Origin of the sequence: Paenibacillus sp. FSL M7-0656 (assembly GCF_038003225.1) — a bacterium.
Lineage (GTDB): Bacteria > Bacillota > Bacilli > Paenibacillales > Paenibacillaceae > Paenibacillus > Paenibacillus amylolyticus.
The window spans coordinates 3,948,774-3,973,108 of record NZ_JBBOOT010000001.1; the positions used below are offsets into that span (position 1 = coordinate 3,948,774).

Consider the following 24,335-nt stretch of genomic DNA (forward strand, 5'->3'; position numbering starts at 1 on the left):
GCTTGACCCTGACGTTAACTCGAGGGTTTATACTGGCTTCAGGAGGGGATTAGCATGAGTATGTCACCTGAACATGTAATCAAGAAACGACGCAGTAGTGGAATAGCTATTATTGGAATGAGTTGGTTAACGATGACATTGGGTCTGTTTTTTGCTACACTCGCAGGGGAGTTTGTCAGCACTATTGGTGCTGCTGATTGGATGGTTCATCTCACCCAAGCTGTTGTCATTATTAGTATCGTCTTGCCCGTACTATTCGTCATTCGAAGACACTTCCATATGAAGTCCGCTCTTCTTCCTCTGACAGGAAAAAGCATAATTCACTTGCTCTTTGGCGCATTATTTGCCACTTCTCTGGCCTTCATCGGGTTAGCGATAGCTAGTATGAACAACTGGATTACGATTACGGAGTGGCACTTCTCAGCCGAGTTCTTGCTTGCTGTTGCACTTAATAGTTGTATTGCTTTCTTGTACGAAGCTTTGCCAGAGGAACTATCCATGCGAGGCATGGTCTATGATGGATTACGCTCCAGACTGCGACTTCCTGTGTTTTTCGCTTATGTAACTCAAATCATACTCTTTCTGCTGGTTCCGATGACTGTCAGCCTATTGCAAGAGCTCGTCGGTATGGATGCCGGAAACCGGATAACCTTGGATTATATGATCCTGCTCTTGACCTATGGTATTACGTTACAGCTTCTGCGCAGTTTGACCGGATCTTTATGGGCCTCCATCGGATTTCATGTCGCTTACCTGGAAGTAGCCAGATTCGTTGTTATGCCAGGTGATAGACCGGCATTCTTAAACTATACCGCGCAAGATAACGGGTTGGCCGAAATATTTATTTTGTATATGATGATAATCTTTGTCGGTGGGATCATTCTGGCGGTGCTCAATGCATGGCGCTGGTGGAGAATACATAAATCATGAGGGAGGGATCTGCCTGTTGTATACCGTAGGACAACTATCCAAACATACCGGAGTATCCATCCGAACACTGCATTATTATGAGAAGCTGGGTTTACTGCGACCGGCCCGTAATGAGAACAATCAGTATCGCTTATATGGTGAAAAGGATATTTTACGGCTTCAGCAGATTACCATTCTGAAGAAAATGCATTTTAAATTGAATGAGATTGGAGAATTCCTCGATCAGGATGCTACTCGCTCTGAACCAGAGAGTAATCTCACTTTATGGAATAATACGTTGGAACAACAACTGGCCGTCGTTAAGGAACAGCAGGAGAGATTAAGCAAGGTCGAGCATCTTCTTTTTTCAACTATATATGCCATCAGAGCCTCCGGTAAAATCAGTCTGGATGAGATGCTGGGTTTCATCCGTGAACTGGATCAGCCTCAGGGCAAGTTCCGTCAAGATGTTTTTACACCTGAAGAAATGGAATCGTTACCTCTGAATAATCAGAACGATTCAATATCCATGGAATGGGCTGATATTCTTAAAGATGTTCATACATGCAAGATGGAACCTCCGGATTCCGAAGCCTCACGAATACTGGCCATCCGAATCTCTGATTATGCTGAAAGGGCTTTTCAAGGGAATGCAGAATTGGCAGAAAAATATTGGGATTATATCACCCCAGGGGATGATCAGTCAGCTCGTGTATATGGTATGACAACGGAAACCATGCGTTACATCGAAATGATCCTGGACCGATGGACAGTCCAGAATCCTAATGATCAACAATAAGAGCCACTTCGAAAAGTGGCCCTTGATCCATTCCCTTATTATGTTTCATCATGCTTCGTTACGCCTCTTCCCAGAAGCGGCGCAGGTTGTCCATGGCGATTTTGGATGCGGATTTGCATTCCTCCATGCCTTCGAACTCCACCGTAATGTTGCCATCATAGCCGGAGTCTTTGATCAGCTTTACAATTTTACGAATTGGAATGTCACCTTGTCCAACGATGGCCCCACGCAGGAAGTTACCGTTGGCCGTCGTAAACCATTCACCCTCACCTGGATGCTCATCATAAGGACGGAAGTAAAAATCTTTGAAGTGGACCAGAGAAGCGTACGACAAATTTTTCATGACGCCGATGATCGGATTCTCATCCACACACATGAAGTTTCCAATATCGAGTGTTGTTTTGAAGTTCGGACGATCTACAGCATGCAGAACACGCTGCACCCGATCACTCGCCTGCACGCTGAAGCCGTGATTTTCAATGGTTGTGGTGATGCCAAACTGCGCGGCATAGTCCGCAATAATCTGGCTTCCCCGCACCATCAGCGGCAGATGTTCCTCGAACCAGGTGATGGTCATCTTCTCCTTTGGCAGAGTAAACGCCGTGACGTCATGACGCAGATGTTTTACACCCATCCGGTGTACGACATCCACATGTCTTTTGACCCTGGCCATCTCCTCTTCAAACGCCTCTTCCGTCTCCTGCACGAAATTCGCTGGCATGGAGTAGTTGGACAGTTCAATACCCGTAGACGCTGCCCGTTCCCGAATCGCATCCGCCAGATCGTGATTATCCTCCACGGTATAACCGTAAGGCACCATCTCCATATGCTCGCCGCCGTTCGCCGCAATCCAGTCGATCACATCCAGCACCGTCATCTCACCCGAATTCAAATCGTTCAACAAACTATACGTGCTCAGGCCCACTTTCATCTGCTCAGCTCCCTATCGATATTGTTGGATAAATTGAACCGCTTTGCGAATGTCCTGCTCCGGTTGATGACCAACCTCGCGTTCAATCGTCAGATAACCGGTGTAACCAATCTCCTGAAGCGCTGCAAAGTATCCGTCAAAATCAACGCCACCCTCGCCCAGCGGCACCTCACGGAAGAAAGTCCCGGAAGAGACCATCTCGGCAATCTTATCGTGATCCATAGGGGCATAACCGACCGCTCCGTATACGTCTCGTGGGTCAACTTCCTTCAGCCGCACACCATCCTTCACATGAGTATGTACGATGTAATCCTTGAGCAGATGAACGCCCCGCGCCGGATCATCTCCGGTCACCATCACCATATTCGCCGGGTCAAAATTCACCGATACTCCGTTGGTCGACAGCGTATCCAGGAATCCTTTCAAGTCAGCAGCCGTTTCCGGTCCTGTCTCAATGGCAAAGTATGCGCCAACACTTTTGGCGTATTGGCCCAATTCCTCACAAGCAGCATGCAGCGTAGCGTAGACTTCCGATGAAGGATCATGTGGAACAATGCCGATATGTGTTGTGACGATGTTGGTGCCCAGATCGAGGGCCAGATCCACGATCCGCTTCGACTTCTCTACTTTCCACGGATTATCTTCCTTGACCTGGAACCCATGTCCGCCCAGATCGCCGACCAATGCTGAAATGTCGAGACCCAACGAATCGATGTAACTCTTCAACTCCTTACGCGCCGCAGGTGACAAATTTTCAGGGTCCATCTCTCCCTTGACGGCATAGATCTGCACACCTTCTGCACCTACGTCTTTGGCCTTGTTCAACCCTTCCCGTACACCTACGCCAAAACTATCCACGATGACACCGATCTTATTCGTTAATTTCATGTCATACCTCCTGTGATTGAGTGAGTAACTCTACGTTCTCATGTAAATGTAAGGTTCGACTCATTACTGATATCAACAAGTTTCACCGACTTGATCTCATACGGTTTGAATGTCAGTTCAATTGTGCCGGCTGAACAAGCCAACGGATGGATCTCATCCTCCAGAAGATTAATGATGGACGCTTTGATTTCCTTTTCAGCACACTGAACCTGCACCGTTTCCCGACCTCCGGATGATTCGTAGAAACGCAGCACCGTTCCCGAGCCGTCTTCCGCAGCCTTAATTGCATCCAGAATGACATGTTCACTGTGGAACTGAACCCAAGCATGTTCAGCTGGCAAGTGACCGGAAGACTGACTCGCTGCCACAACTTCCACCGGATGGTTAAGCTCCATCGCCCGGCGAACGACGGCAGCTTGTCGCCAATCGCCCTGGTGTGGCAGGATCGAATACGTGAATTCATGATCGCCCTGATCGGCATGTTCATCCGGCCATTTCGGAGCACGAAGCAGAGACAGGCGGATCGTCCGATCCTTGATGTCATACCCGTACTTGCAATCATTCAGCAAACTCACACCGCTGTTGCCCTCCGAGATATCCGCCCAACGATGTCCACAGACCTCGAACTGCGCCTGCTCCCAACTGGTGTTGTTATGAGTTGGACGCTCCAACGCTCCAAACGGAATTTCATAAGCCGCTTTGGCTGCCACCAGGTCCACCGGAAATGCCACCTTGAGCAGTTTATGGCTCTCATTCCAGTTCACTTTTGTATGGAAATCAACACGCCGCTGGTAACGATGCAAAATGATATCCTGACTGATCTCCGATTGATTCAACTTCCAGACAAAGCGTAGTACATCTCGCGTAGCCCCGCGTTGTACAATCTCTCTGGAGATCAACTGCACCGCACCAGCTCGCTGGGATTCAAACCGTGGATCGATATCCCAGGCGTCCCAGTATGTCGGTTTGTCATGGAAAAACTGCCACTCATTCGCCCGATCACCAGGCTTCAGCCAGTCACGTCCTACCGTTTTGTCATACCATCGAGTGATCTCTCCCAAGTCATTAAACTCAAGCGTGTAAAATTCAGTTTCCCACGTGGAAGGGAAGGATTTTTCTTCCCTTACTGGAAGGATAACATCCGATGCTTCGCGCAGCCATATGGTTGTATACCCAAAAGCAGGAATCGACGGAACATGCACGAGCAACGTATACTTGTCTTCCTTTTGTTCAAGATCACAGGCCAGACGGTTTCCTTGACGATCAAATGCTACCATCCTGGCGAGGTGAGCATCCCCTGTAATGGTGATATTTTCTCCACGTTCCCAGCCGAGGCTGTTGAATATAATGTAGGGGAGACCATCAACTTCATCTGTTGCAATGTTCTCCGCAAGGGTATCCAGCGTTTCCCGCAGTGCGGATGTACCCAGTGCAAATACCTTCGTGTACTCCTCGGTGGACGTTACGTAAACTTCTGGAATCGACGTTCCCGGAATAATGTCATGGAATTGGTTGAGCATGATCAACTTCCAGCCTTCATCCAGATCATTCTTCGTGTGCGCGCCGTAAGCCCCGGCAAATTGCCCCCAGATTTCCGCTTCCCGATATAATACCTCTGCCTTACGGTTGCTACGTTTGTTCCTCGCATGAGTTGTATACGTTCCGCGATGCAGTTCCAGATACAAGTCCCCGTGCCATTTCGGCAACGTCGGGTTATTTAACGATATATCTTCAAAAAAAGCCCCTGCTGTGCTGAATTTGCTGATTGGCTGTCCAACCATCAAATGGGATCGCTCCGCAAACTCCACCATCTCATTCGTCACTCCACCACCACCATCGCCATGTCCGTAAAGCAACATTTGCTCAGGGTGCACATCCTTTTGTTTAAATGATTGCCAATGTTCATCCACATCTTTGGGACGCGTATGCTCATTCACCCCATGGTTCAGATACGCAAGCACCGAAGTACCATCAATGCCTACCCAGTCGAAGAGGTCATACGGAAACGCATTGGTATCATTCCAATTCAGCTTGGTGGTCATAAAATAAGGAATATCCGCGAGTTTCAGCATCTGCGGCAAGGAAGCACAGTAGCCAAAGGTATCCGGCAGCCACTCGATGTTGGAGCGTTTGCCAAACTCCGCCTGATAGAAGTTCTGTCCATACAGAATCTGCCGAACTAACGACTCGCCACTCGGAATATTCAGATCCGGCTCGACCCACATGCCTCCGACCAGCTCCCAGCGGCCTTCAGCAATGCGGGCTTTAACTCGCTCGTACAGCTCCGGGTAATGATCCTTCACGAAGGCATACAACTGCGGTTGGCTCTGGGAATACACAAAATCCGGGTACGTATCCATCAAGGTGCACATGGTCGAGAACGTGCGACTGGACTTGCGAACCGTCTCACGTACAGGCCACAGCCAGGCAATATCAATGTGGGATTGTCCAACCAGATGCATGAAGCCACTTCGATATTCCTCGGGGTCTTCCTGCTGTACCGACTGTGCTAATACATATTCGAAGTTCTGTATCCAGGCTGCATCACTCCAGCGTTCCGGGTCATTGTACAAGTTATCCATCACCTGATGAATAGCCTGAACAAGTGCCATCCGCTTGGGCTCCTTCTCGTTATATGCCCGGAGCGACTCGGCGAGTACCGTCACGCTGTACATCAGGCTCTGCAGTGGCTGATTAACATGAACCAACGCTGCCCGAATGCCCTGAATAGGCGGCTGAATGACAGCTTGTCGGTTGAGTGGATCATGCGGCTCTGGAATCGGATCGTAGAGTTCAATCTCCAACTGCGGTGTATTTCCTACCCGACTTCTCGGAAGGGGTACGAACCCGTGGTTCCGGTCCAATCCGTGATAAGGTATGCCATTCACCTTAAGTAGCCCTTCTCCTCCAGCCTCGAAGATCAGCCCAACAGCTTGATCTTGCCATTCCGCCGGAATCTCCACACGATTACTCAGAAAATACGTCGTGCCGTGTACGCTTTTCAGCGGATTCAAGCTTTGCATAGCCTTGTCTGCCTGTTCATCTTCATTTACTTCTGCCTGTTCGTACTCGTATTCCCCTGGCCGAATGTATCTGGCCCTCTGCATCTCCCACGCTGGAAGCTCGATCGTATCCAGCCATTGTCGCTGTTTCAGATCTTCGATGAATCGCTGAATTCGAATCATACCTGCACCTCCACCTTCTGAATGTGCAGACTGCAGGTGGTCCAATCCATAGAATTGCGGCCAACCATGAGCCTGAATTCACCCGGTTCTACGACAGACTGGAGACGAGAGTCGATCAGTGCGAGGTGTTCTTTTTGCACAGGGAATGTAACGGTCTGAGTCTGTCCTGGCTCCAGATGGATTTTACGAAAACCCTTAAGTGACATTTCAGCCCGTGTAACCGAAGCCGACACATCCGTGATGTACAACTGCACAACCTCACTTCCCGCAACCGCTCCGGTATTCGTGACTTCAACCATCACCTGAGCTTCATCGTCCGGGCCGATGATTTCTGGCATTACTCTTACATTCTCGTATTTGAATTCGGTGTAGCTCAGTCCATATCCAAACGGATACTGCGGCGCCAGATCCATCTCCAGATAACGTTTGCCACGAGTGCGTTTGGCATGATAGTAGACCGGAAGTTGCCCAACATGCTTGGGAATGGAGACGGTAAGGCGGCCAGATGGATTCACATCGCCAAACAGAATATCCGCAATCGCGTTACCACCTTCCTGTCCGGGGTACCACGCTTCCACAATGGCATGGACATGCTCATCAATCCAAGGTTCAGCAATGGGGCGGCCGTTAATATACACAACGATAACGGGTTTCCCCAGCTTATGTACCTCCTGCACCAGCTCCAATTGAACACCCATGAGATTCAAAGACGCCCGGTCAATGCCCTCACCGCACTCCATATCGTTCCATGGATCATCGGTTACCACAGACGCACCTGTCCGCAAGTCGATCGTACCTTCACCAAAATCGCGGGCACTGGAACCACCCATCACCATCACGATGACATCGGCCTGTTCCGCACAGGCGAGCGCTTGTGCAAAGCCCTCCCTGGAATCGCCTTTAATCCGGCAGCCGGGTGCGTACAGCACCTGACCCGAATCCACACCAAGCTTGCGCGTAATGCCATCCAGTACCGTGACGATCTGTTCTCTCGGCTGTGGCGAGGTATAGTCCCCAAGCTGGTTATAGATATGGTTTGCGTTCGGACCAATGACAGCTAGCTTTGGACCTGTTTTGGCAAGCGGAAGAGTATTTCCCTCATTTTTCAGTAAAACAATCCCCTCTTGTGCAACTTCCCTTGCCAGCTGAGTATGGCCTTCACATCCGATGACCTGTTCTGCAAAGTCAGGATCTACGAAAGGCTGTTCAAACAGACCAAGTCTGAATTTCATCTCCAGCACTCGCCACACAGCCAAGTCCAGATCCTTCTCTTCGATCATTCCCTGCTCAAGCGCCTGACCAAGATGTTTGCGGTACATGTACCCGGACATTTCCATGTCTACACCTGCCTGAAGGGACTGTGCCACGGCCTGCTCCCCGTTCTCGACGGTGTTATGTCCATGGACCAGCATCTGAATGGCACCAAAATCAGTAATGACAAATCCATCAAAACCCCACTGCTCGCGCAGAAGGTCATTCAGCAGATACGTACTGGACGTGCACGGTACGCCATCTATCTCGTTATAAGCGGTCATGACGGAACAAGCCCCGGCTTCCACTGCTTTTTTGAACGGCAACAGATCTATTTCATGTAATTCACGTAAGCCCATATGAACTGGAGCAGCATTCCGCCCACCTTCCGAACTGCCATAAGCCGCAAAATGCTTAAGTGTAGCGACAATTGTCTGGTTGGAATCAAGGCGGTCACCCTGTAGTCCCTTCATGGCTTCTACTGCGAATTCACCGATTAGGTATGGATCTTCGGCAAAACATTCCTCCGTCCGTCCCCATCTCGGGTCACGTACGACATCAAGCACCGGGGAATACGTTGCCGCTCCCCCCTGGCTCCGGGTCTCCACAGCGATGGCTTCACACATCTTGCGATACAGCTCCATATTCCACGTACTTCCCACCATTAACGGTACCGGAAAAACTGTTGCCCCGATCGCCATATGCCCGTGGGAACACTCTTCCCCAAACAAAATGGGTATGCCCAGCCGGGAATGCTCCATGGCATACTGCTGAATGACATTTGTGGCAACGGCTCCCTGCCGTGGGGTAAGCCCCGTTTCCAGCGTCACTTCGGTCCATGGATCGGCCCGAAGCACACCGTACAGAGAACCGACACCACCCTGTTCCATGTACGCTTTGAACTCTTCCGTCACCTGTACTGTACCATCAGCTGCTTTATCATACGTCTTCCATCCCATCGGCTGAATGAGTTGTCCAATCTTCTCTGCCGTTGTCATCCGTCCGATCAGATCCTGAACCCGCTCCTGAATGGGAAGCGAAGCATCTTTATAGTCCATATGCACATTCTCCTTATGCGTTCGGAATTAGTTAGGCGCGTGCACTCACATGGCTTTGCGATAGTCACTTGGTGCCACACCCACCACGTTCTTGAAAGCCCGGTTGAAGGAATTATAGTTCGTGTATCCCACTTCCTCACTGATCTCCTGAATGGCCTTATCGGTCTCCTGCATGAGCAGCTTAGCTTTTTCGATGCGATGACTAATGAGCAGATCCACAAACTTCTCCCCAATCTCATCCTTGAAAAGCTTGCTCAGATACTTCGGATTAATATCGAATAGATCACTAAGGTAGTTCAGCGACAGATCAGGATTGTTGTAATGCTCTTCGATGTATTTGCGAATCTCCAGAATATGTGATCTGTGTTTTCGGGAACAATGCAGCGTCTGCATCTGCAGCGCCAGTTCTCTGAACCCTTCCCAGCACAGCTCACGCAGATCGTCTAACGTCTCCCAGCCCTCAAGCCTAGGAAGCAGTGGAGTGAATATAGCAGCCCATGACTCCTGATACTCCCGTGGAAGTTCGGCGAATTCCCGATTGTAATGTTGAAATAACAATTGGATCGTATTCATAATCTCCTGACGGGACAGAACGGACTCACTAATCTGTTCAAACAGTCTTTCAAAATGTTTTTCCCAGATATCGTCCGACAAGCGCATTGCCTGCACGAGCAGTGAGATGGTCTTCAGAAACTCATACACATCATTGGTCGAATTCGGTACATCGCTACAGGGAATGATGCGATTCATGCCCAGTACAGCCTTATAGTCCAGCGCGTGCACAGCTTCTTTCAATGAAGCTCTCAGCCCCCGAATATCAACAGCGACCCGACCAACACCAATGGTCACCGTGAAGTTCAGATACTGATCGATTCTGTCCAGATAACCAGCGAGCAATCGATGCTCGGTCTCCTCGGCCTGTTTCATTGCCGGAATCCAGAGGATGGCGTACAGACGCTGATCGGAGATCCATTCAGCCCATACTTCCGTTCCTTCATGACGCGCACTCTCCTGCAGGATACTGGATAACACAAATTTCAAGAGGGATTGGTCCTGATCATGATACTCCGTCACAAATGCATCATACCGATCCATTTCAACTACCATGACGGCCCAATGATGCTCCAGCTCAGGCAGTTTGAACTTCTTCATCTCCGCTGTCAGCTCCGTGCTCGTAAAGTCTCGTGTGCCCTCCAGCAACTCCTGAAAGAACATTTTTTTCTGCAAAATCAGATTCTCTTCGTGCTCCTCCTGATATTGCCTCGTCTGATCAATCATGCGTTCCAGCGTTGTATGGATGAATCGGAACTCATTCTCTTTGCCATAGTTCAGTCCGGATTGCTTCTGCGAAGAGACGGTCTGAATTAACGTGACAATCTGCTGAATTGGCTTATAGTTTCTACGGGTCACGTAGATCACCCACACCACCCCGATCAACACAACCACTACAGCAAAGGCAAACCAGATATTATAAAATTGCAGCGTCCATTTAACGATTTTTCCATTGTTGAGACCTGTCTGCACCTTCCAACCACTATAACTCGACGTAAATTCGGAGAAGACTTCTCCCGACGTGGTTTTAGTAGAAGCTGCAACCCCTCCTGGCATGCTGCTATCCCACAGATTGCCGCCCGAACGGTTGAAGATGTTCACAAACGTAAATTCCGGATCATACATCTGCATAATGGATTTCCTCAGGGTACTCAGGTCCACATTTGTCACCACAAGTCCTTTGCCGTTTCCTACACTTCGCACAATCGTAATCACCTGCTCCGTCGCTTGCGAAGGAAAAGCTCGGAACGCTCGTGCCCCTGCCCACTTCTGTTCATCCCTTGACCGGCTATCTGCAATAAAGTCTGCATCCGGGAACTCTTCAATCGGAACAGCCTTCCCGTTACTGAAGACCGTGCCATCCCCGTATCGAACGAGATAAATTGAATCAATCAGCGGATACTCTATTTTCAATTCATCAACCACCTGGACCGCCTGAATGCCGGCATACACATCATCGCTGCCAGATACCGAGAAATAATTCTTCAAGTTAGGGTTGGTCAAAATCTCACGCAGTACCTTGAAGTCGATGGAACGCAGGGAGTTGTCCAGATATTGCGTGACCTGAGAGGCCAGAAATTCATTGGCCTTGAGCGCTTCTCTACGGTTCTGTTCATTGAATACTTGAAAGAAAATAAAGAATAGAATGGTCGTCACAATAAAGAAAACAGGCAGATACGATAACAGCAAACGTCTAAACCAATTGTTGTTCATCTCCGAGATCCCCCCACCGTTACTGTTCATGCTGAATGACGACAAACATCTGTGCTGATCGCTAATTTTCCATAAATATTCAGTACATTATATCGGATGACGTGGGGTTGTCATAGGAGAAGACCGTCCCGGTCACGGGTGACAGACGGGACAGCCTCTATATTGAATCCTTCAATTATTGATTCTTCTCAATGGCACGCTGGTAGATCTCAAGGTAATTACTCAGTCCGAGACCATCAAAGCCTTTGACATACGAATCCCATTCCTTTTCAATGCTCTTACTGCCAATAATGAACTGTGCCATATTCGTCTGCACATAATCCTTGATGGCCGTAGTCAGTTGCGCAGCTGATTCCGTATCCTCTGGACGAATAAATACGTTCGCAGGGTATACTTCTTTGGGTGCATAAGGTTCATACACATTGGTAGCTTGAGCCAGACGTGTACCATAACCCTCTGCTTCTAAAGGATTCTGTCCTTCCGCAAACAGATTACGGAACGTGTTGGACAAGTCATGTGCTCCAATCTGTGACCAACTCTCGTTCACAACAACGTTTGGATCACGCTCAGGCAGGTTGTAGTAGCTGTATTTGGCCGGCTCGCCATTGATGTTTTTCTCATCGGCATCTGCCTTCTTCCAGCCCTTGCCTTCAGTTGGTCCATACTCCGCGTACAGCGCACCTTCTTCACTGAACATGTAGTCTACGATTTTGATGGCGGCAATCTGCTGTGCTTCTGTCGCTTTGTTCGTGATGGCAAACTCAAACTCACCTACGCTCTGCGTGGCGCCTGTCGTCTGCACTCCATCTGGTCCTTTCAATGGAGGAACGATCTCCCAGTGCTGGTGACGGGTGATATCTTTGTCATAAGTATTCACGAGATAACTGACCAGCGCCGTTGTAATGGAGCCGACCACTTCATCGCCTTCCTTGTTCCCCAGCTGTCCAATCGCCTGATCATTCTGTGTAAAGGAAGCCGGATCAATCAGGCCATCTGCATAGAGCTTGTTCATGTACTCCAGCCCTTTCTTCCAGCCTTCCTGATTGGCGGCAAAACTCACCTTGCCATCGTTCACGATCAGATATTTGTCGTTGTCATTGTATATAAAGCTATTCATCAGGTAGGCATCAATGTTGCCATTCCATACATACTTGTTCGGTGCGCCTGTAAGTGGAATCTCGTCCGCTTTCCCGTTACCGTTTGGATCTTGTGTCTTAAACGCCTTCAGAACGGTATACAGTTCATCAGTTGTGGTTGGCATTTTCAGGCCCAAATTATCAAGCCACTCCGTGTTGATCCAGTATTTCTGTGCATACGTACAGTGGTAACATTCATTGAAGATAGGCAGCGCATAGATGTTGCCATCCGGTGCCGTAATAGCTTCTTTGAAGTATGGCTTCTCTTCCATAATCTTGGTCAGATTCGGACCATACTTCTGAATTAGATCTTGTAGCGGAAGGAACACGCCCTGTTTTCCATAGGTTTGAAGATCTGAGGTGGTGAACTTGCCGTGAAGAAATACTTCCGGATAATCACCACTAGCCAGCAGCAATTGTCTGCGATCCTGCAAGGCGTCCGTTGGGGCCAGATCCCATTTTAGGGTAACGTCGAACTTGTCTTCGATAAATTGGGTGAATTCATTCTCTTCCATGGACGCTTTGCCTTGCGGAGCAAAGAGGGTCATGGTTACAGGACCGCCGCTCTCCCCGCTACCGTCGCTACTTCCACCCGATTCCTCGGATGAACTGCATGCGGACAACAAAGCCACCGAAGCAAAGACCAGAAACAACATCGAAATCCAAGATTTTCTCAATCTGACTCCTCCTTTTTGTTCATAACGGCAAATTATTGACTTGTACTGCACGTTTATAAAATCGACCCCGGAAGCCGGCGTGTTCCTTCCACCTCCTTTCAAGAGGCAACCAGGCTTAACTCACAAGGATTAACCTTTTAGGGAACCAACCATGACCCCTTTAACAAAATGTTTCTGTACAAATGGATACATGATCAGAATTGGAATGCTCGCGACAACAATCAGTGCATATTTCAACACCTGCTCGAACCCTTGGTCCCGCATCTGTTGGCTGGTATTGGCGAGCATCGCCGGATCAGCCGCGTTCAGGATAAGCAGATTGCGAAGCACGTATTGTAGAGGGAACAATTTCTCGGAACGCAGGTAGATCAATGCATCAAAGTACGCATTCCAGTGACCTACGGCATACATGAGTGTCATGACTGCCAGAATGGGCTTTGATAAGGGAAGAACCACGCTGATCAGATACCGGATATCCCGGCAACCGTCCATTTCCGCGGCCTCCCCGAGTTCTTCCGGGATGGAAGATTGGAAGAAAGTCCTTGCCACGATGACCTGAAATACTGCGAGCGCCCCGGGCAGCCACATCGCCCAACGTGTATCGAGCAGGTGCAAATCCTTCATCAAGAGGTAGGTGGGAATCAGACCGCCATCAAAGAACATCGTGATCATCATGAAAATAATGATGGCACCTCGTCCATAGAACGATTTTCGTGACAAAGGATACGCCAGCATGACGGTCAGCACCACGTTAATGAACGTGCCCACCACGGTGTAGATGATCGTGTTATAGAAACCGAGCATAAGCTGTTGGCTTTTGAAAATGGAGATGTACGCCTTGATGTTAAAGTCTACCGGGAACAGCCACACCTGACCGGATGTCACGGCTCGTGAAGAGCTAAACGAAGAACTGATGATATACAAAAGCGGGTAAAACACCGTTAGCAGTATGGCGAACAGAAAGATATAGTTGAATGTCATGAAAATGCGGTCACCGAGCGGGTCCTTGATCCGGTTACGATTAATCAGGTTGAACATGGATAAACTCCTCCTTTACCACAAGCTGTTCTGGGATACTTTGCGCGATATGCCGTTGACGATAACCAGCAGGATCAGGTTGATAATGGAGTTGAAGAACCCTACTGCCGAGGAGAAGCTGAAATTCGCTCCGATCAGACCCACCTTGTACACATACGTGGAGATGACCTCCGAAGCGCTTGTGTTGAGCGGATTCTGCATCAGGTATATTTTCTCGAAGCCCACGCCCATAATGCTACCCAGACTCAGAATCAGCATGATAACGGTGACTGGAATGAGCGATGGGAGGTCGATGTGCCATATTTTCCGAAGCCTTGATGCGCCGTCCATCTTTGCTGCTTCATAGAGAGATGGATCAACACCAGCAAGAGCTGCGATATATATAATTGATGAATATCCCATACCCTGCCACACACCTGACCAGACATAGATCGATTTGAAGTATTCCGGAATACCCATGAAGTTCGTCATCGGGAAGCCGAGCAGTGTGAACAGCTTGTCTACCACGCCGACATGCGGGGAGAGCATCAGAATGATAATGGATACCATAACAACCGTTGAGATAAAATGCGGAGCGTAAGTGACCATCTGCACGGTCTTCTTGAAGTAACCCGTTCGAATCTCATTCAGCGCCAGCGCAAGAAGGATCGGAATGGGGAAACCGGCAATTAAGGAATAAAAGCTGATGCCTATCGTGTTTTTGATTAACAGCCAGAAGTTTGGAGATTGGAAGAAGGCTTCAAAATGTTTGAATCCGACCCACGGGCTTCCCCAGATTCCTTTGACTACACTGAAGTCCTTGAAGGCGATTTGGACACCCACCATAGGGATGTACTTGAAGATCAACAGATACAATACCGGGGGCAACACGAGCAGGTAGAGTTCCCAGTGTTTCTTGAGGCTTTTGATGAATGGATGCTGCCGCTTGGGCTCCACATGTTTCCTCTGTTGGAGTTCCATCTTGGCGGGTATGCTTTCCGTAGCTCGACTCATTTGCGTCACTCCTTCTACACCTCAAGTGTAATAATACATTACATTTACATCCCTTAAACATCCTTTTTTCTGTTCCTAGTTCCTTGTTTAACAAACATGATGTAAACATTCATATCAGGTAGCGCTTTCTTGATTTGATAGTACATCGCCCGATAAACTTTTATCAATTTGCAATTTTCTCCGACTTCTCTTTATTCCACAAACCCTTGTGTGACAAGCGATTGCGAGCCGTTTCTATTGGGAATTGTGTCCCTTATGTATGAATAAAAAAATTCCGGAGGTGGTTATATCTCCCCCGGAATTGACATGGCATTCTTACATGCAAGTTCAAAAAGTTAACGATTCAGCACCGAGAAGGTTGTGAGAACCTGAAGGAGGAGGAGCGGAGTGTAGGCAAACCTACATGAGCACCGGACTCCGAAGGTGAACGCAAGATTCGATGTCGAGTTCGCTTCGTGGTTTACTTCGTGATCAATTGGGGACTTTTTGAACAACCTCTATGCGCTTGTGACCAATCTGAACGTATGTGTGATCGGAGCTTCACTCGTTGCAGCGGATTGTGGCAGATCCACAAGAAGTCCGTCTCCCGTTTGCTGATACGAAAGTACATCATCGCTACCGACGAGTTCGATCCGCTCTACCTTTTCCAGATAAGGAATGACCAACTGTGGGTGTACGGTCTCATTCTCGTTTCGGTACAAACGGAAGGCATATACGGTGTTGATCTCTTCCTTCTGAGTGAAGGCCCAATCTTTCGTAAAATATGGTCCGCAGATCCGGGTTCCATAGATGCCTTCTCCATGAGTACCCAACCATTCACCGAGGCCCTTGATGCCTCGAATTGCCCCTTTTGGCAGACGCCCATCGGGTTGTGGACCTACATTCAGCGCCAGGTTACCGCCTTTGGACACAACTTCAAGTAGAATATGTGCCAGCTGTCTTCCCGTTTTATACTGATCATCGAATCCGAAGGCAAAGGAGTTCCCCACCGTAATACAGCTCTCCCATGGAATGTTCATCGGATGTTCCGGTATGGTCTGCTCGGGGGTAACGATATTCTCATACGGCCCACCCACGGTGCGATCTGCGGACAGAAGCCAAGGTTGTGTGGTCTGACGCGCCCGTTCCACGACTTCTCCGAGCCTGATATCCTGACCATGGCGACCTTCGCGCACCCAGCCGGCATCCAGCCACAGACATTCGATCCGCCCGTAATTCGTCAGTAGCTCCATGATCTGCTCATGTGTGAACTCCACGAATTTCTCCCACAGCCACGGATACTTATGGGGATCATACGAGGGCCCGCGCCACATATGACGTCCACGCTCCATGCCCGGTGCCCAGTAATACGGGGTATGCCAGTCCGCTTTGGAGAAATACGCTGAGATGCCCAGTCCTTTGGCCCGAAATGCATCAAATAATGCTCGACAGATGTCCGCATACTTATGGGTATGAAAAGGCGTGTCCTTGCCCGTTATCCGGTAATCCGTCGTCTTGGTATCCCACATACAGAAACCGTCATGGTGCTTGGTGGTGAACAGGAAATATTTGAACCCGTTATCTGCCGCCATTTGTGCCCATTCCTCAGGCTGGAAACGAATCGGATTGAAGGTTTTGTTCAGATCAAAATATTCCCGCTTGAAGTCTTCCATGTCATCCGTCCAGTCGATGTCATCGCGCGACCAATCGCCATCTTCGTCGCTCAGCGCCCAGGATTCCACGAGGCCAAGCTGGGAATACGGCCCCCAGTGCATCATCAACCCCAGCTTCTGATCCTTGAACCACCCCAACCGCTCATTCAGCAGCGGATCTTCCGGTTTGATCCATTCATCCTCTTTGCTAAAATTGTGCACGCCGGCTTCGACAATCTGCTCTTCCTGCTCCAGTACGGTTTCTTTGGCTTCGCTCATCCTGTTTCATCTCCTCTGGATTGGATAAAAGATAAACCATGCATGTTACGCCTGGTCACTCCGAGTGCAGTACCATCTTTCGATCGCTGTTATCCCCAGATTTCTCTTATTTCACTGTATAATTGTTAGAAATCCAGTGATAAAGGCGAGCGCTTCGCTTCTTCAGATTGGTTCTGCACTCTCCGTTTTGGCGTAAACGCTAGTTTAACTATTAAGGGGCGTAGTAACTTTGTTATTTCGAGTGCGGTGCCATCTTCAATCACTATGGAACCCCTTATTTCCCTTGTCTCTATAAGGGAAATCCAAGCGGCTGATCCTGGCAAATGGGTAAAGTTGTTTCTAAGGAACACAGGGCGTCTTATTTAGCCTTTTGGTCCTTTTTTTAAATTGTAAGGAACATCAGACACGTTATTTCACGAAATTAGCTGATAAAAACGCTGTATACTGCTGCTTATTCTGATATAGCATGTGTCAGGTTCCTTAGATTCCTGCCAGCGCTTCGAATCCTTAAATAAGACGCCTGAGATTCGTTAGCACTCGCTCCCTGCTCTACTCCAACCGCGGGCCAAGAAGCCGACTCCGAATCCCGCCCCGAGCGGAGCTTTTCATTGAAAAGGAGCGAAGTGCTCATAACTTTTAATGCCACGGGAGTAGTAAAGTATCAACTATAGTATCAACGAAATACAATCCTACCTTTACAGCGTGATTTCGCGGCCCTGACGGGCTGATTCATAGATGGCACAGAGCATTTTCATCACTTCGACGCCGTCTTCGACGGGGCTAAGTGTTTCTTTGCGGCCCTGCGTACTGTCGATAAAATGGTTAATTTCATTACGGAACGAACCCATAAAATCGAATGATTTGAAATCTACCTGTGGGGTCATGTTCAAAATAGTGTTGAATTTCTCACCGATGATCGAAATTTCCGGCTCCAACTCGGCACCGCCTTTGTCGCCATATAGTTTGACCGAGGTCTCATCCGCTTTGGCATGAAGCGTGAAGCTGACATCCACGAGTAGGCTCGCGCCATTCTCAAAACGAATCAGGGCATTTGCCATATCCTCTACGGTGTTTTGCTCCGCGTCATAGTCCGCTGCTTTGTAGAACGATAGATTGTTAATGTTCGAGCGGTTTCCTAATCGATTGGATACGTTAGCGGAGACGGATTTCACCTTCGGTCTGCCCATCAGATACCAGCATATGTCGATCACATGTACCCCGATATCGATCAGCGGGCCGCCGCCGGAGCGGTTGATATCCGAGAACCAGCCACCCGGATTGCCTAGACGACGCAGACTGGAGGCTTTGGCATAATAGATCTCGCCCAGTTCACCCTCGTCGATAAACTTCTTCAGAATCTGTGCATTGTCGCTATAGCGGCGAACAAAACCGACCTGAAGTAGCTTTCCGCTGCGGTGAACGGCCTTCTCTACTTCGAGCGCATCCTCAACGGTTTGGCATAGTGGTTTCTCACACAGCACGTTTTTGCCCGCGTCCAGAGCAGCAATACTAATCTCCGCATGGGAGTCGTTCCATGTACAGATGCTGACGGAATGAATTTCGGGCATTGCGAGCAGTTCCTTATAATCGGTAAACACATGAGGTGCATTATATTGCTTCGCGACTTCAGTGGCACGTACTGCATTCAGGTCACAGATGGCGTATATTTCAACCTCCGGGTTACTGGCGTACGCTTGCAAATGGCAATCGGATATGGATCCGGCACCGATAACGGCGACTTTCAATTTGGGCATAGTGCTGATTCCTCCATATATAAAATAATTAACGTCCAGCAGGTAGACGTTCCGGTTGCGAATCGTTCTTCCGATCGCTCTTATCCCCAGATTTCTTTAATCCCCTTTCTCAAAAGGGGAAATCCGGTGATAAAGGCGAGTTAATGCTTACGAAGTAGCTTTCTTGCAGAAAGCTTTTAGCTTCGTTTCTTCAGAATCGATTTCGCCCCCTCCACTACTTTTTCTGACTGAACTAACTTTCTGTCTGAGCCATACGTAACTATTCATATTTCATTTAAAACAAGTACTCAGCCCTATGCCTCTTCCCATAGGCGGCGGACGTTATCCATGGCAATGCGTGAGGCGGTTTTGCAATCCTCCATGCCTTCAAATTCAACCGAGATATATCCGTCATACCCGGATTTTTTCAATACACGGAATACCTCAGGCATGTCGATATCGCCATGGCCCACAATGGCACCGCGCAGGTAATTGCCATGCGAGGTTTGGAACCAGCCTTCACCGGGGTTCCGGTAGGAAGGTCTCCAGTAGAAGTCTTTGGCGTGCACGATCGACGCGTACGGAATGTTATTTTTCACGGCACTCACCGGGTCTTCGTCCACACAGAGGAAATTGCCGACATCCAGCGTGGTCTTAAAGTTACTCCGCGCCGTTTCGTGTAACAAACGCTGAATTCGCTCACTCGACTGCACATAGTACCCATGGTTCTCAACGCTTGTTGTGATTCCAAAATCCGCTGCATAATCGGCTATCCGCTGACAGGCTTTCACCAGTACCGGTAGGTCGATCTCGAACTGTGCTACAGTTCCCTCTGGTGCAGGGCGGAAAGCCACGTCATGACGCATCAGCTTCACGCCGAGCGCAGCAGCCACATCCACATGTCGCATCACATTCTGGATCTCTTGCTCCAACGCTTCGGCGTCCTCCTGAACAGCGAAGTTTGCGCCGATGGCGTAATTGGAAATGTCGATCCCGACCTCTTTTGCCACAGCTTTAATCTCATCAATCAACTCCGGATTATCGATCAGACTGAATCCCATCGGTACAATCTCCACATGTTCCCCGCCCTGATCGGCGATCCAACGAATGGCATCTGGTACGTTTAATTCTTTGCGATCCAATGCTTGTTGCAGACTGTAGGTGCTGAGTCCAACTTTCATTTTCCCTCATCCTCTCCTTTAGGACGTGTCTCAAAACTCATTGAAGTGCATATTTTACCGCCTTTTCGCCCCCTGCTGCGTCACTTTCCCTTGACGTGCCCCGGCACGCCTACGGAAAATTTCCTTGCTTGGAACGAAAATTCGGCAAAATCTGCGTCCTTCGGAGTTTTCAGACACGCCCTAGTCGATGTCCATACCCAACGTATACCTTTTTCCGGCGGACACGACAATTCTCAATAATCGTTTTGCTCTACTATTTTCCTTTTTCTAGCCCAAATCCGGTGTATCCACAAACGTTACGGCCTGATCAGCCGTCTGATGAAGCTCGAATACCATGATTTCATTCTCACCTTCATGGAGGAGCGGGGCTGGTACATATAACGTTTTTTGCGGTCCTTTATTCCAGTAGCGCCCCAGATTGAATCCGTTTACAAATACAACTCCCTTGGTCCAGCTATCCAGACGCAGAAAAGTATCTCTTACATTCGTGATATTAAACTCTCCTCGATAAAATGCTGGTCCCTTTACTTCATTAACTGTTTCGTTAATTGCCTCGCTAATCACATCACTAAATTGTAAACCCGACAGATCAGTTAATGGCAGACAATGAATCGTCCAATCATATAAAAATTGAAAGCCATGTCGTACCCCCTCCGTAATCCCCTTCGGATCTCTCAGGTATGGACCATAATTAATTCGCCCCATATTTTCGACAAGGATCAATAGTTCTGCGCCCTCTGGCGGTACTTCAAAGGAAATCAATAATTCCGTATTGCCCCGCTCGAACACACCTTGAAATTGCCCATCAACAAACACAAGCGCACGGTCATGCACCTCCTGAACCACCAGTTCCTGTCGCTCCCTTGGGCCGGATATTCGGGTTTGATAACAAATAAAGCCATAATCCTGACCCAGCTTCTCCATCGGTTCCGGATTCGTGCGTTGTACCGGGACTGATATCCGGTCCATCTGCGCCAGTAATGACGCCTGTTGGGTCAACTCCACCCGCCCATAAGCGATGGTCCCCTTTGATTCTGGCAGCACAAGCTCACCCAGATCTTCGCCGCTATATTGAGCAATAAGGTCCCTCACCGCATGGAACTTCGCTGTCGGCTCCCCGGATTCACTGAGCAGTGAATCATAGTCGTAACTTGTAATTGTGGGTTCGTATTGATCCTTCTGCTGACAGTTCGCCCCGTTATAAAATCCAAAGTTCGTTCCACCGTGGAACATGTAAAAGTTAACCGAAGCCCCTGCTTGAAGCATCTCCTCAAACACACCAGCCACATCTGCGGCTTCTCGGGTATGATGCGACTCACCCCAGTGGTCGAACCAGCCGTTCCAGTACTCCATGCACATCAAAGGTTCGTCCGCCTGATATTCACGCAGCTTGGCGAACGCTCCCTCCGTTCCTGATCCAAAATTAACCGTAGCCAGATGTCCTGGCACTGATCCCGCTTGCAGCATGTGGTCTGTCGGTCCGTCCGAGGTAAATAACAACACATCCATACCGCGCTCCACCATGCCATCACGTAAATATTGCAGGTAACTCGCGTCATTCCCGAAGCTGCCGTACTCATTTTCAATCTGCATTGCAATGATCGGCCCGCCATGGGTGCTCAGAAGGGGTTTCATTTTGGACAAAAGCACATCATAATAACGATCCACATTCGCCATAAATTTTGCATCATTACACCGCAGACGAATCTCATCATCAGCAAGGAGCCAGGCAGGTAATCCGCCAAACTCCCACTCGGCACATATATAAGGACTTGGACGAACAATCACATGCAGACCCACATCTCCCGCAATGCGAATAAAACGTTCCAGATCAGCCATGCCTTCAAAACAATACCGGCCCGGCTGGGGCTCATGAACATTCCACGGCACATACGTTTCCACCGTATTGAAACCGCAGGCTTTCAGCTTGAGTAACCGATCCTCCCAATAGTCGGGGACCACTCTGAAATAATGAATGGCACCCGACAAAATCTGAATGGGCTCGCCATCATACATAAATTGTGAATTTTTATACGTTAGCACGGCCATATTACAACCCTCCCCGCTCGCTCAGATATATGCCTAACCCGGACAACGTAGGGCACCATCTGGATTCATGAATGCTTAAACGCATCTTACTCGATGTAACCTGTGGGAAACAGCAAATTCGCTTATACCCCACCACCGTCCCCTTGTAAAACTCTTCCCAACCACCATCTGCCCTCTGCGACTCCAGCGTAAAACGTTCAATCCGTTGGCCTGTCTGGATATGTTCCATCAGCACCACCCGGTCAAACGATCTTTCTTCCTGCAAATCCAGCTCGATCCAAGCCTGCTCTGTCCCTTCGTGAGGACACCAATACGTATCCCGTCGTTCCGTCAGCACTTTCGATACAGCATGTTGTTCATCCATCGTCTGCGATGCTTTTACCAGCGCCTGCAAGGCGAAATTTTCCTGAAAAATGGTACGCAGCGAATCTCCCAATTCCTGTAGTCGCTCCACATCCGTTTCGTGAATGAGACCACGCGTATCCGGTGGCAGATTGAGTAAAAAGGTGGCGTTGCCTCCCACTGCGCCGTAATAGACGGCGAGCAATTCTTCCAATGTTTTGACCTGATCATCTTCACTGGCATGATAGAACCATCCTGGGCGAATTGAGGTATTCACCTCGGCAGGGTACCAGATCAGTTGGTCACCTTGGGAACGAATGACCTCTCGGCTTCCCAAATCACTGTCCTGCGTATTGATCCTTGTGGCGAACTCACCATCATCCACCTGCTGCGATTGCTCCTGGATCTTCTCATTATCCTGCATATGCGCTGGCACAACGCTCCATTCCGATTCCCGCGTATGCCCCGCTTCATTACCGCACCAGCGAACATCCGGGCCACATACCGATATGACAGCCTCAGGCTGAAGTTCACGAATAAGCGCATAATAGGCGTCCCAGTCATAGACCTGCCTTTTGCCATTCGGACCCTCACCACATGCACCATCGAACCATACACAGAAGATGTCGCCATAATTCGTAAGCAGCTCGCGCAACTGTTGGAGGAAAAACTCGTTATACCTCTCCGAATCTCCGTAGGAGGCTTCATGCCGATCCCAAGGAGACAGGTACACGCCAAACTTCAATCCGCCCTCACGGCAGGCATCGGCGACTTCCTGAACCAAATCCCCCGTACCATTCCTCCACGGACTAGCCGCGACCGTATGCGCTGTAAACTGACTGGGCCACAAACAAAATCCATCATGATGCTTACATGTCAGAATCAGCCCCTTCATCCCCGCAGCCTTGCACGCCTGCACCCATTGCGTTGCGTTCAGTTCAGAAGGATTGAAAATCGCCGGGTCTTCCTCCCCAGTGCCCCATTCCTGATCCGTAAATGTATTTACCGTAAAATGAATAAACGCGTAGAACTCCATCCCCTGCCATCTCAGCTGGCGTTCGGATGGGCTGACCTGTGCTGCGGACTTAATCCATTCGGCTGGTTGCAGTTCACGATTCATGGCGTATCACTCCTTTTATTTAGCGCATCCCTATATTATTGGACCACCCTTGCTTGGACCACTACTCAGTGCACTACTGTCCATGAATGGCCGTGATGCAAGCAATAACTGCTGCTTGGCTTCTTCAACCAAATGTGGATCAATGGGACAACTAAAGCTGCCTTTGTACCTCACGCCTGATCCCATATGGATTTCCGTGATACCCGTCTGACTCACTAGCTTTTGAATCCGCTCTATGGTGATCCCCGACCCTGCCATGACAGCGATGTTCAAGGTTTGCCCCAATTGCTGAAGCTGTTTCAGTTCCAGTATGGCTTCAGGCGCTGTCTGTTTCCCTCCCGATGTAAGCACACGCTCCACGTTGCCCAATGTGTTAATGGCCTTGAGCGCCTCAGTCAGGCTTGTGCTCACATCAATTGCACGATGAAACGTAACGCCCAAACCCTGAGCTTCGGCCATACATGATTGCAAGGATATGAGGTCGACTTCACCAGCTCCGGTGAGGGCACCGATCACAATGCCAGCGGCTCCAAGTTCCCTCGCCACGCGTACATCCCGGGTCATGGCGTGGATGTCATCTGCGCTATAGCGGAACGAGCGGCTATGGGGACGGATCATGACATACACCGGAATGGATACCTGGGACACCACATGCTCCATGACACCATAACTGGGGGTAAGTCCTCCTTCAGACATCGCAGACACCAGCTCAATCCGATCAGCCCCTCCCTCCTCAGCTACTCTGGCATCTTCCACATTCACAGCAATGACTTCCAATACAGGCTGTCTTTCCATAAGGTCGCTCCCTTCACTTCATCGTAGATTATTCCAGAACCGTTAACCCGTATCGATACACATCTCTCGAACTGC

The 24,335-nt window shown here is 49.2% G+C and carries 16 protein-coding genes; 2 read left to right on the top strand and 14 right to left on the bottom strand.

The features are described 5' to 3' along the window. The first annotated feature begins 54 nt into the window (after window positions 1-54). Together MHI01_RS17515 and MHI01_RS17520 are read left to right on the top strand one after the other, a co-directional pair. The gene (locus MHI01_RS17515) at window positions 55-930 is read left to right on the top strand and encodes a CPBP family glutamic-type intramembrane protease (RefSeq protein WP_340983740.1); all 876 of its coding nucleotides are present in this window, start codon (window positions 55-57) and stop codon (window positions 928-930) included. A 16-nt stretch (window positions 931-946) separates the two neighbouring features. Further along, on the top strand, window positions 947-1,708 hold the full coding sequence (locus tag MHI01_RS17520; RefSeq protein WP_340983741.1) for a MerR family transcriptional regulator: 762 nt from the start codon (window positions 947-949) through the stop codon (window positions 1,706-1,708). 58 nt (window positions 1,709-1,766) lie between these two features. On the opposite strand, the gene MHI01_RS17525 is transcribed toward MHI01_RS17520, so the two are convergent. The 14 genes from MHI01_RS17525 to MHI01_RS17590 form a co-directional block, all read right to left on the bottom strand. After that, window positions 1,767-2,639, bottom strand: coding sequence for a sugar phosphate isomerase/epimerase family protein (locus MHI01_RS17525; RefSeq protein WP_340983742.1), 873 nt, complete (start codon window positions 2,637-2,639; stop codon window positions 1,767-1,769). A 12-nt stretch (window positions 2,640-2,651) separates the two neighbouring features. Beyond that, entirely contained in the window at window positions 2,652-3,527 is an 876-nt protein-coding gene (locus MHI01_RS17530) for a sugar phosphate isomerase/epimerase family protein (RefSeq protein ID WP_036674684.1), read from the bottom strand. Window positions 3,528-3,565: 38 nt separating this feature from the next. Next, window positions 3,566-6,712, bottom strand: coding sequence for an alpha-mannosidase (locus MHI01_RS17535; protein WP_340983743.1), 3,147 nt, complete (start codon window positions 6,710-6,712; stop codon window positions 3,566-3,568). Beyond that, on the bottom strand, window positions 6,709-9,021 hold the full coding sequence (locus MHI01_RS17540; RefSeq protein ID WP_340983744.1) for a glycoside hydrolase family 3 N-terminal domain-containing protein: 2,313 nt from the start codon (window positions 9,019-9,021) through the stop codon (window positions 6,709-6,711). The genes MHI01_RS17535 and MHI01_RS17540 overlap by 4 nt, the downstream gene beginning before the upstream one ends. A gap of 45 nt (window positions 9,022-9,066) precedes the next feature. After that, on the bottom strand, window positions 9,067-11,286 hold the full coding sequence (locus MHI01_RS17545; protein WP_340983745.1) for a helix-turn-helix domain-containing protein: 2,220 nt from the start codon (window positions 11,284-11,286) through the stop codon (window positions 9,067-9,069). 175 nt (window positions 11,287-11,461) lie between these two features. Beyond that, a complete protein-coding gene (locus MHI01_RS17550; RefSeq protein ID WP_282319716.1) occupies window positions 11,462-13,099 on the bottom strand; it encodes an extracellular solute-binding protein in 1,638 nt (545 codons plus the stop codon). A gap of 129 nt (window positions 13,100-13,228) precedes the next feature. After that, window positions 13,229-14,137, bottom strand: coding sequence for a carbohydrate ABC transporter permease (locus MHI01_RS17555; protein ID WP_017691189.1), 909 nt, complete (start codon window positions 14,135-14,137; stop codon window positions 13,229-13,231). Window positions 14,138-14,152: 15 nt separating this feature from the next. Continuing rightward, window positions 14,153-15,130 carry an ABC transporter permease gene (locus MHI01_RS17560; protein WP_017691190.1) on the bottom strand — a complete coding sequence of 326 codons (978 nt, stop codon included), beginning with the start codon at window positions 15,128-15,130 and terminating at the stop codon, window positions 14,153-14,155. A gap of 497 nt (window positions 15,131-15,627) precedes the next feature. Further along, complete coding sequence (locus MHI01_RS17565; protein WP_340983747.1) at window positions 15,628-17,040, bottom strand: alpha-L-fucosidase; 1,413 nt, start codon at window positions 17,038-17,040, stop codon at window positions 15,628-15,630. Between the two features lie 695 nt (window positions 17,041-17,735). Then, complete coding sequence (locus MHI01_RS17570; RefSeq protein ID WP_076254236.1) at window positions 17,736-18,794, bottom strand: Gfo/Idh/MocA family protein; 1,059 nt, start codon at window positions 18,792-18,794, stop codon at window positions 17,736-17,738. A 293-nt stretch (window positions 18,795-19,087) separates the two neighbouring features. Next, window positions 19,088-19,954: a sugar phosphate isomerase/epimerase family protein gene (locus MHI01_RS17575; RefSeq protein WP_340983748.1), complete on the bottom strand. Its 867-nt coding sequence runs from the start codon at window positions 19,952-19,954 to the stop codon at window positions 19,088-19,090. A gap of 267 nt (window positions 19,955-20,221) precedes the next feature. Then, complete coding sequence (locus MHI01_RS17580) at window positions 20,222-22,003, bottom strand: glycoside hydrolase family 35 protein (protein WP_340983749.1); 1,782 nt, start codon at window positions 22,001-22,003, stop codon at window positions 20,222-20,224. A gap of 1 nt (window position 22,004) precedes the next feature. Continuing rightward, complete coding sequence (locus MHI01_RS17585) at window positions 22,005-23,465, bottom strand: alpha-L-fucosidase (RefSeq protein WP_340983750.1); 1,461 nt, start codon at window positions 23,463-23,465, stop codon at window positions 22,005-22,007. A gap of 30 nt (window positions 23,466-23,495) precedes the next feature. Further along, window positions 23,496-24,260: a copper homeostasis protein CutC gene (locus MHI01_RS17590; protein ID WP_340983751.1), complete on the bottom strand. Its 765-nt coding sequence runs from the start codon at window positions 24,258-24,260 to the stop codon at window positions 23,496-23,498. Window positions 24,261-24,335 lie beyond the last annotated feature (75 nt).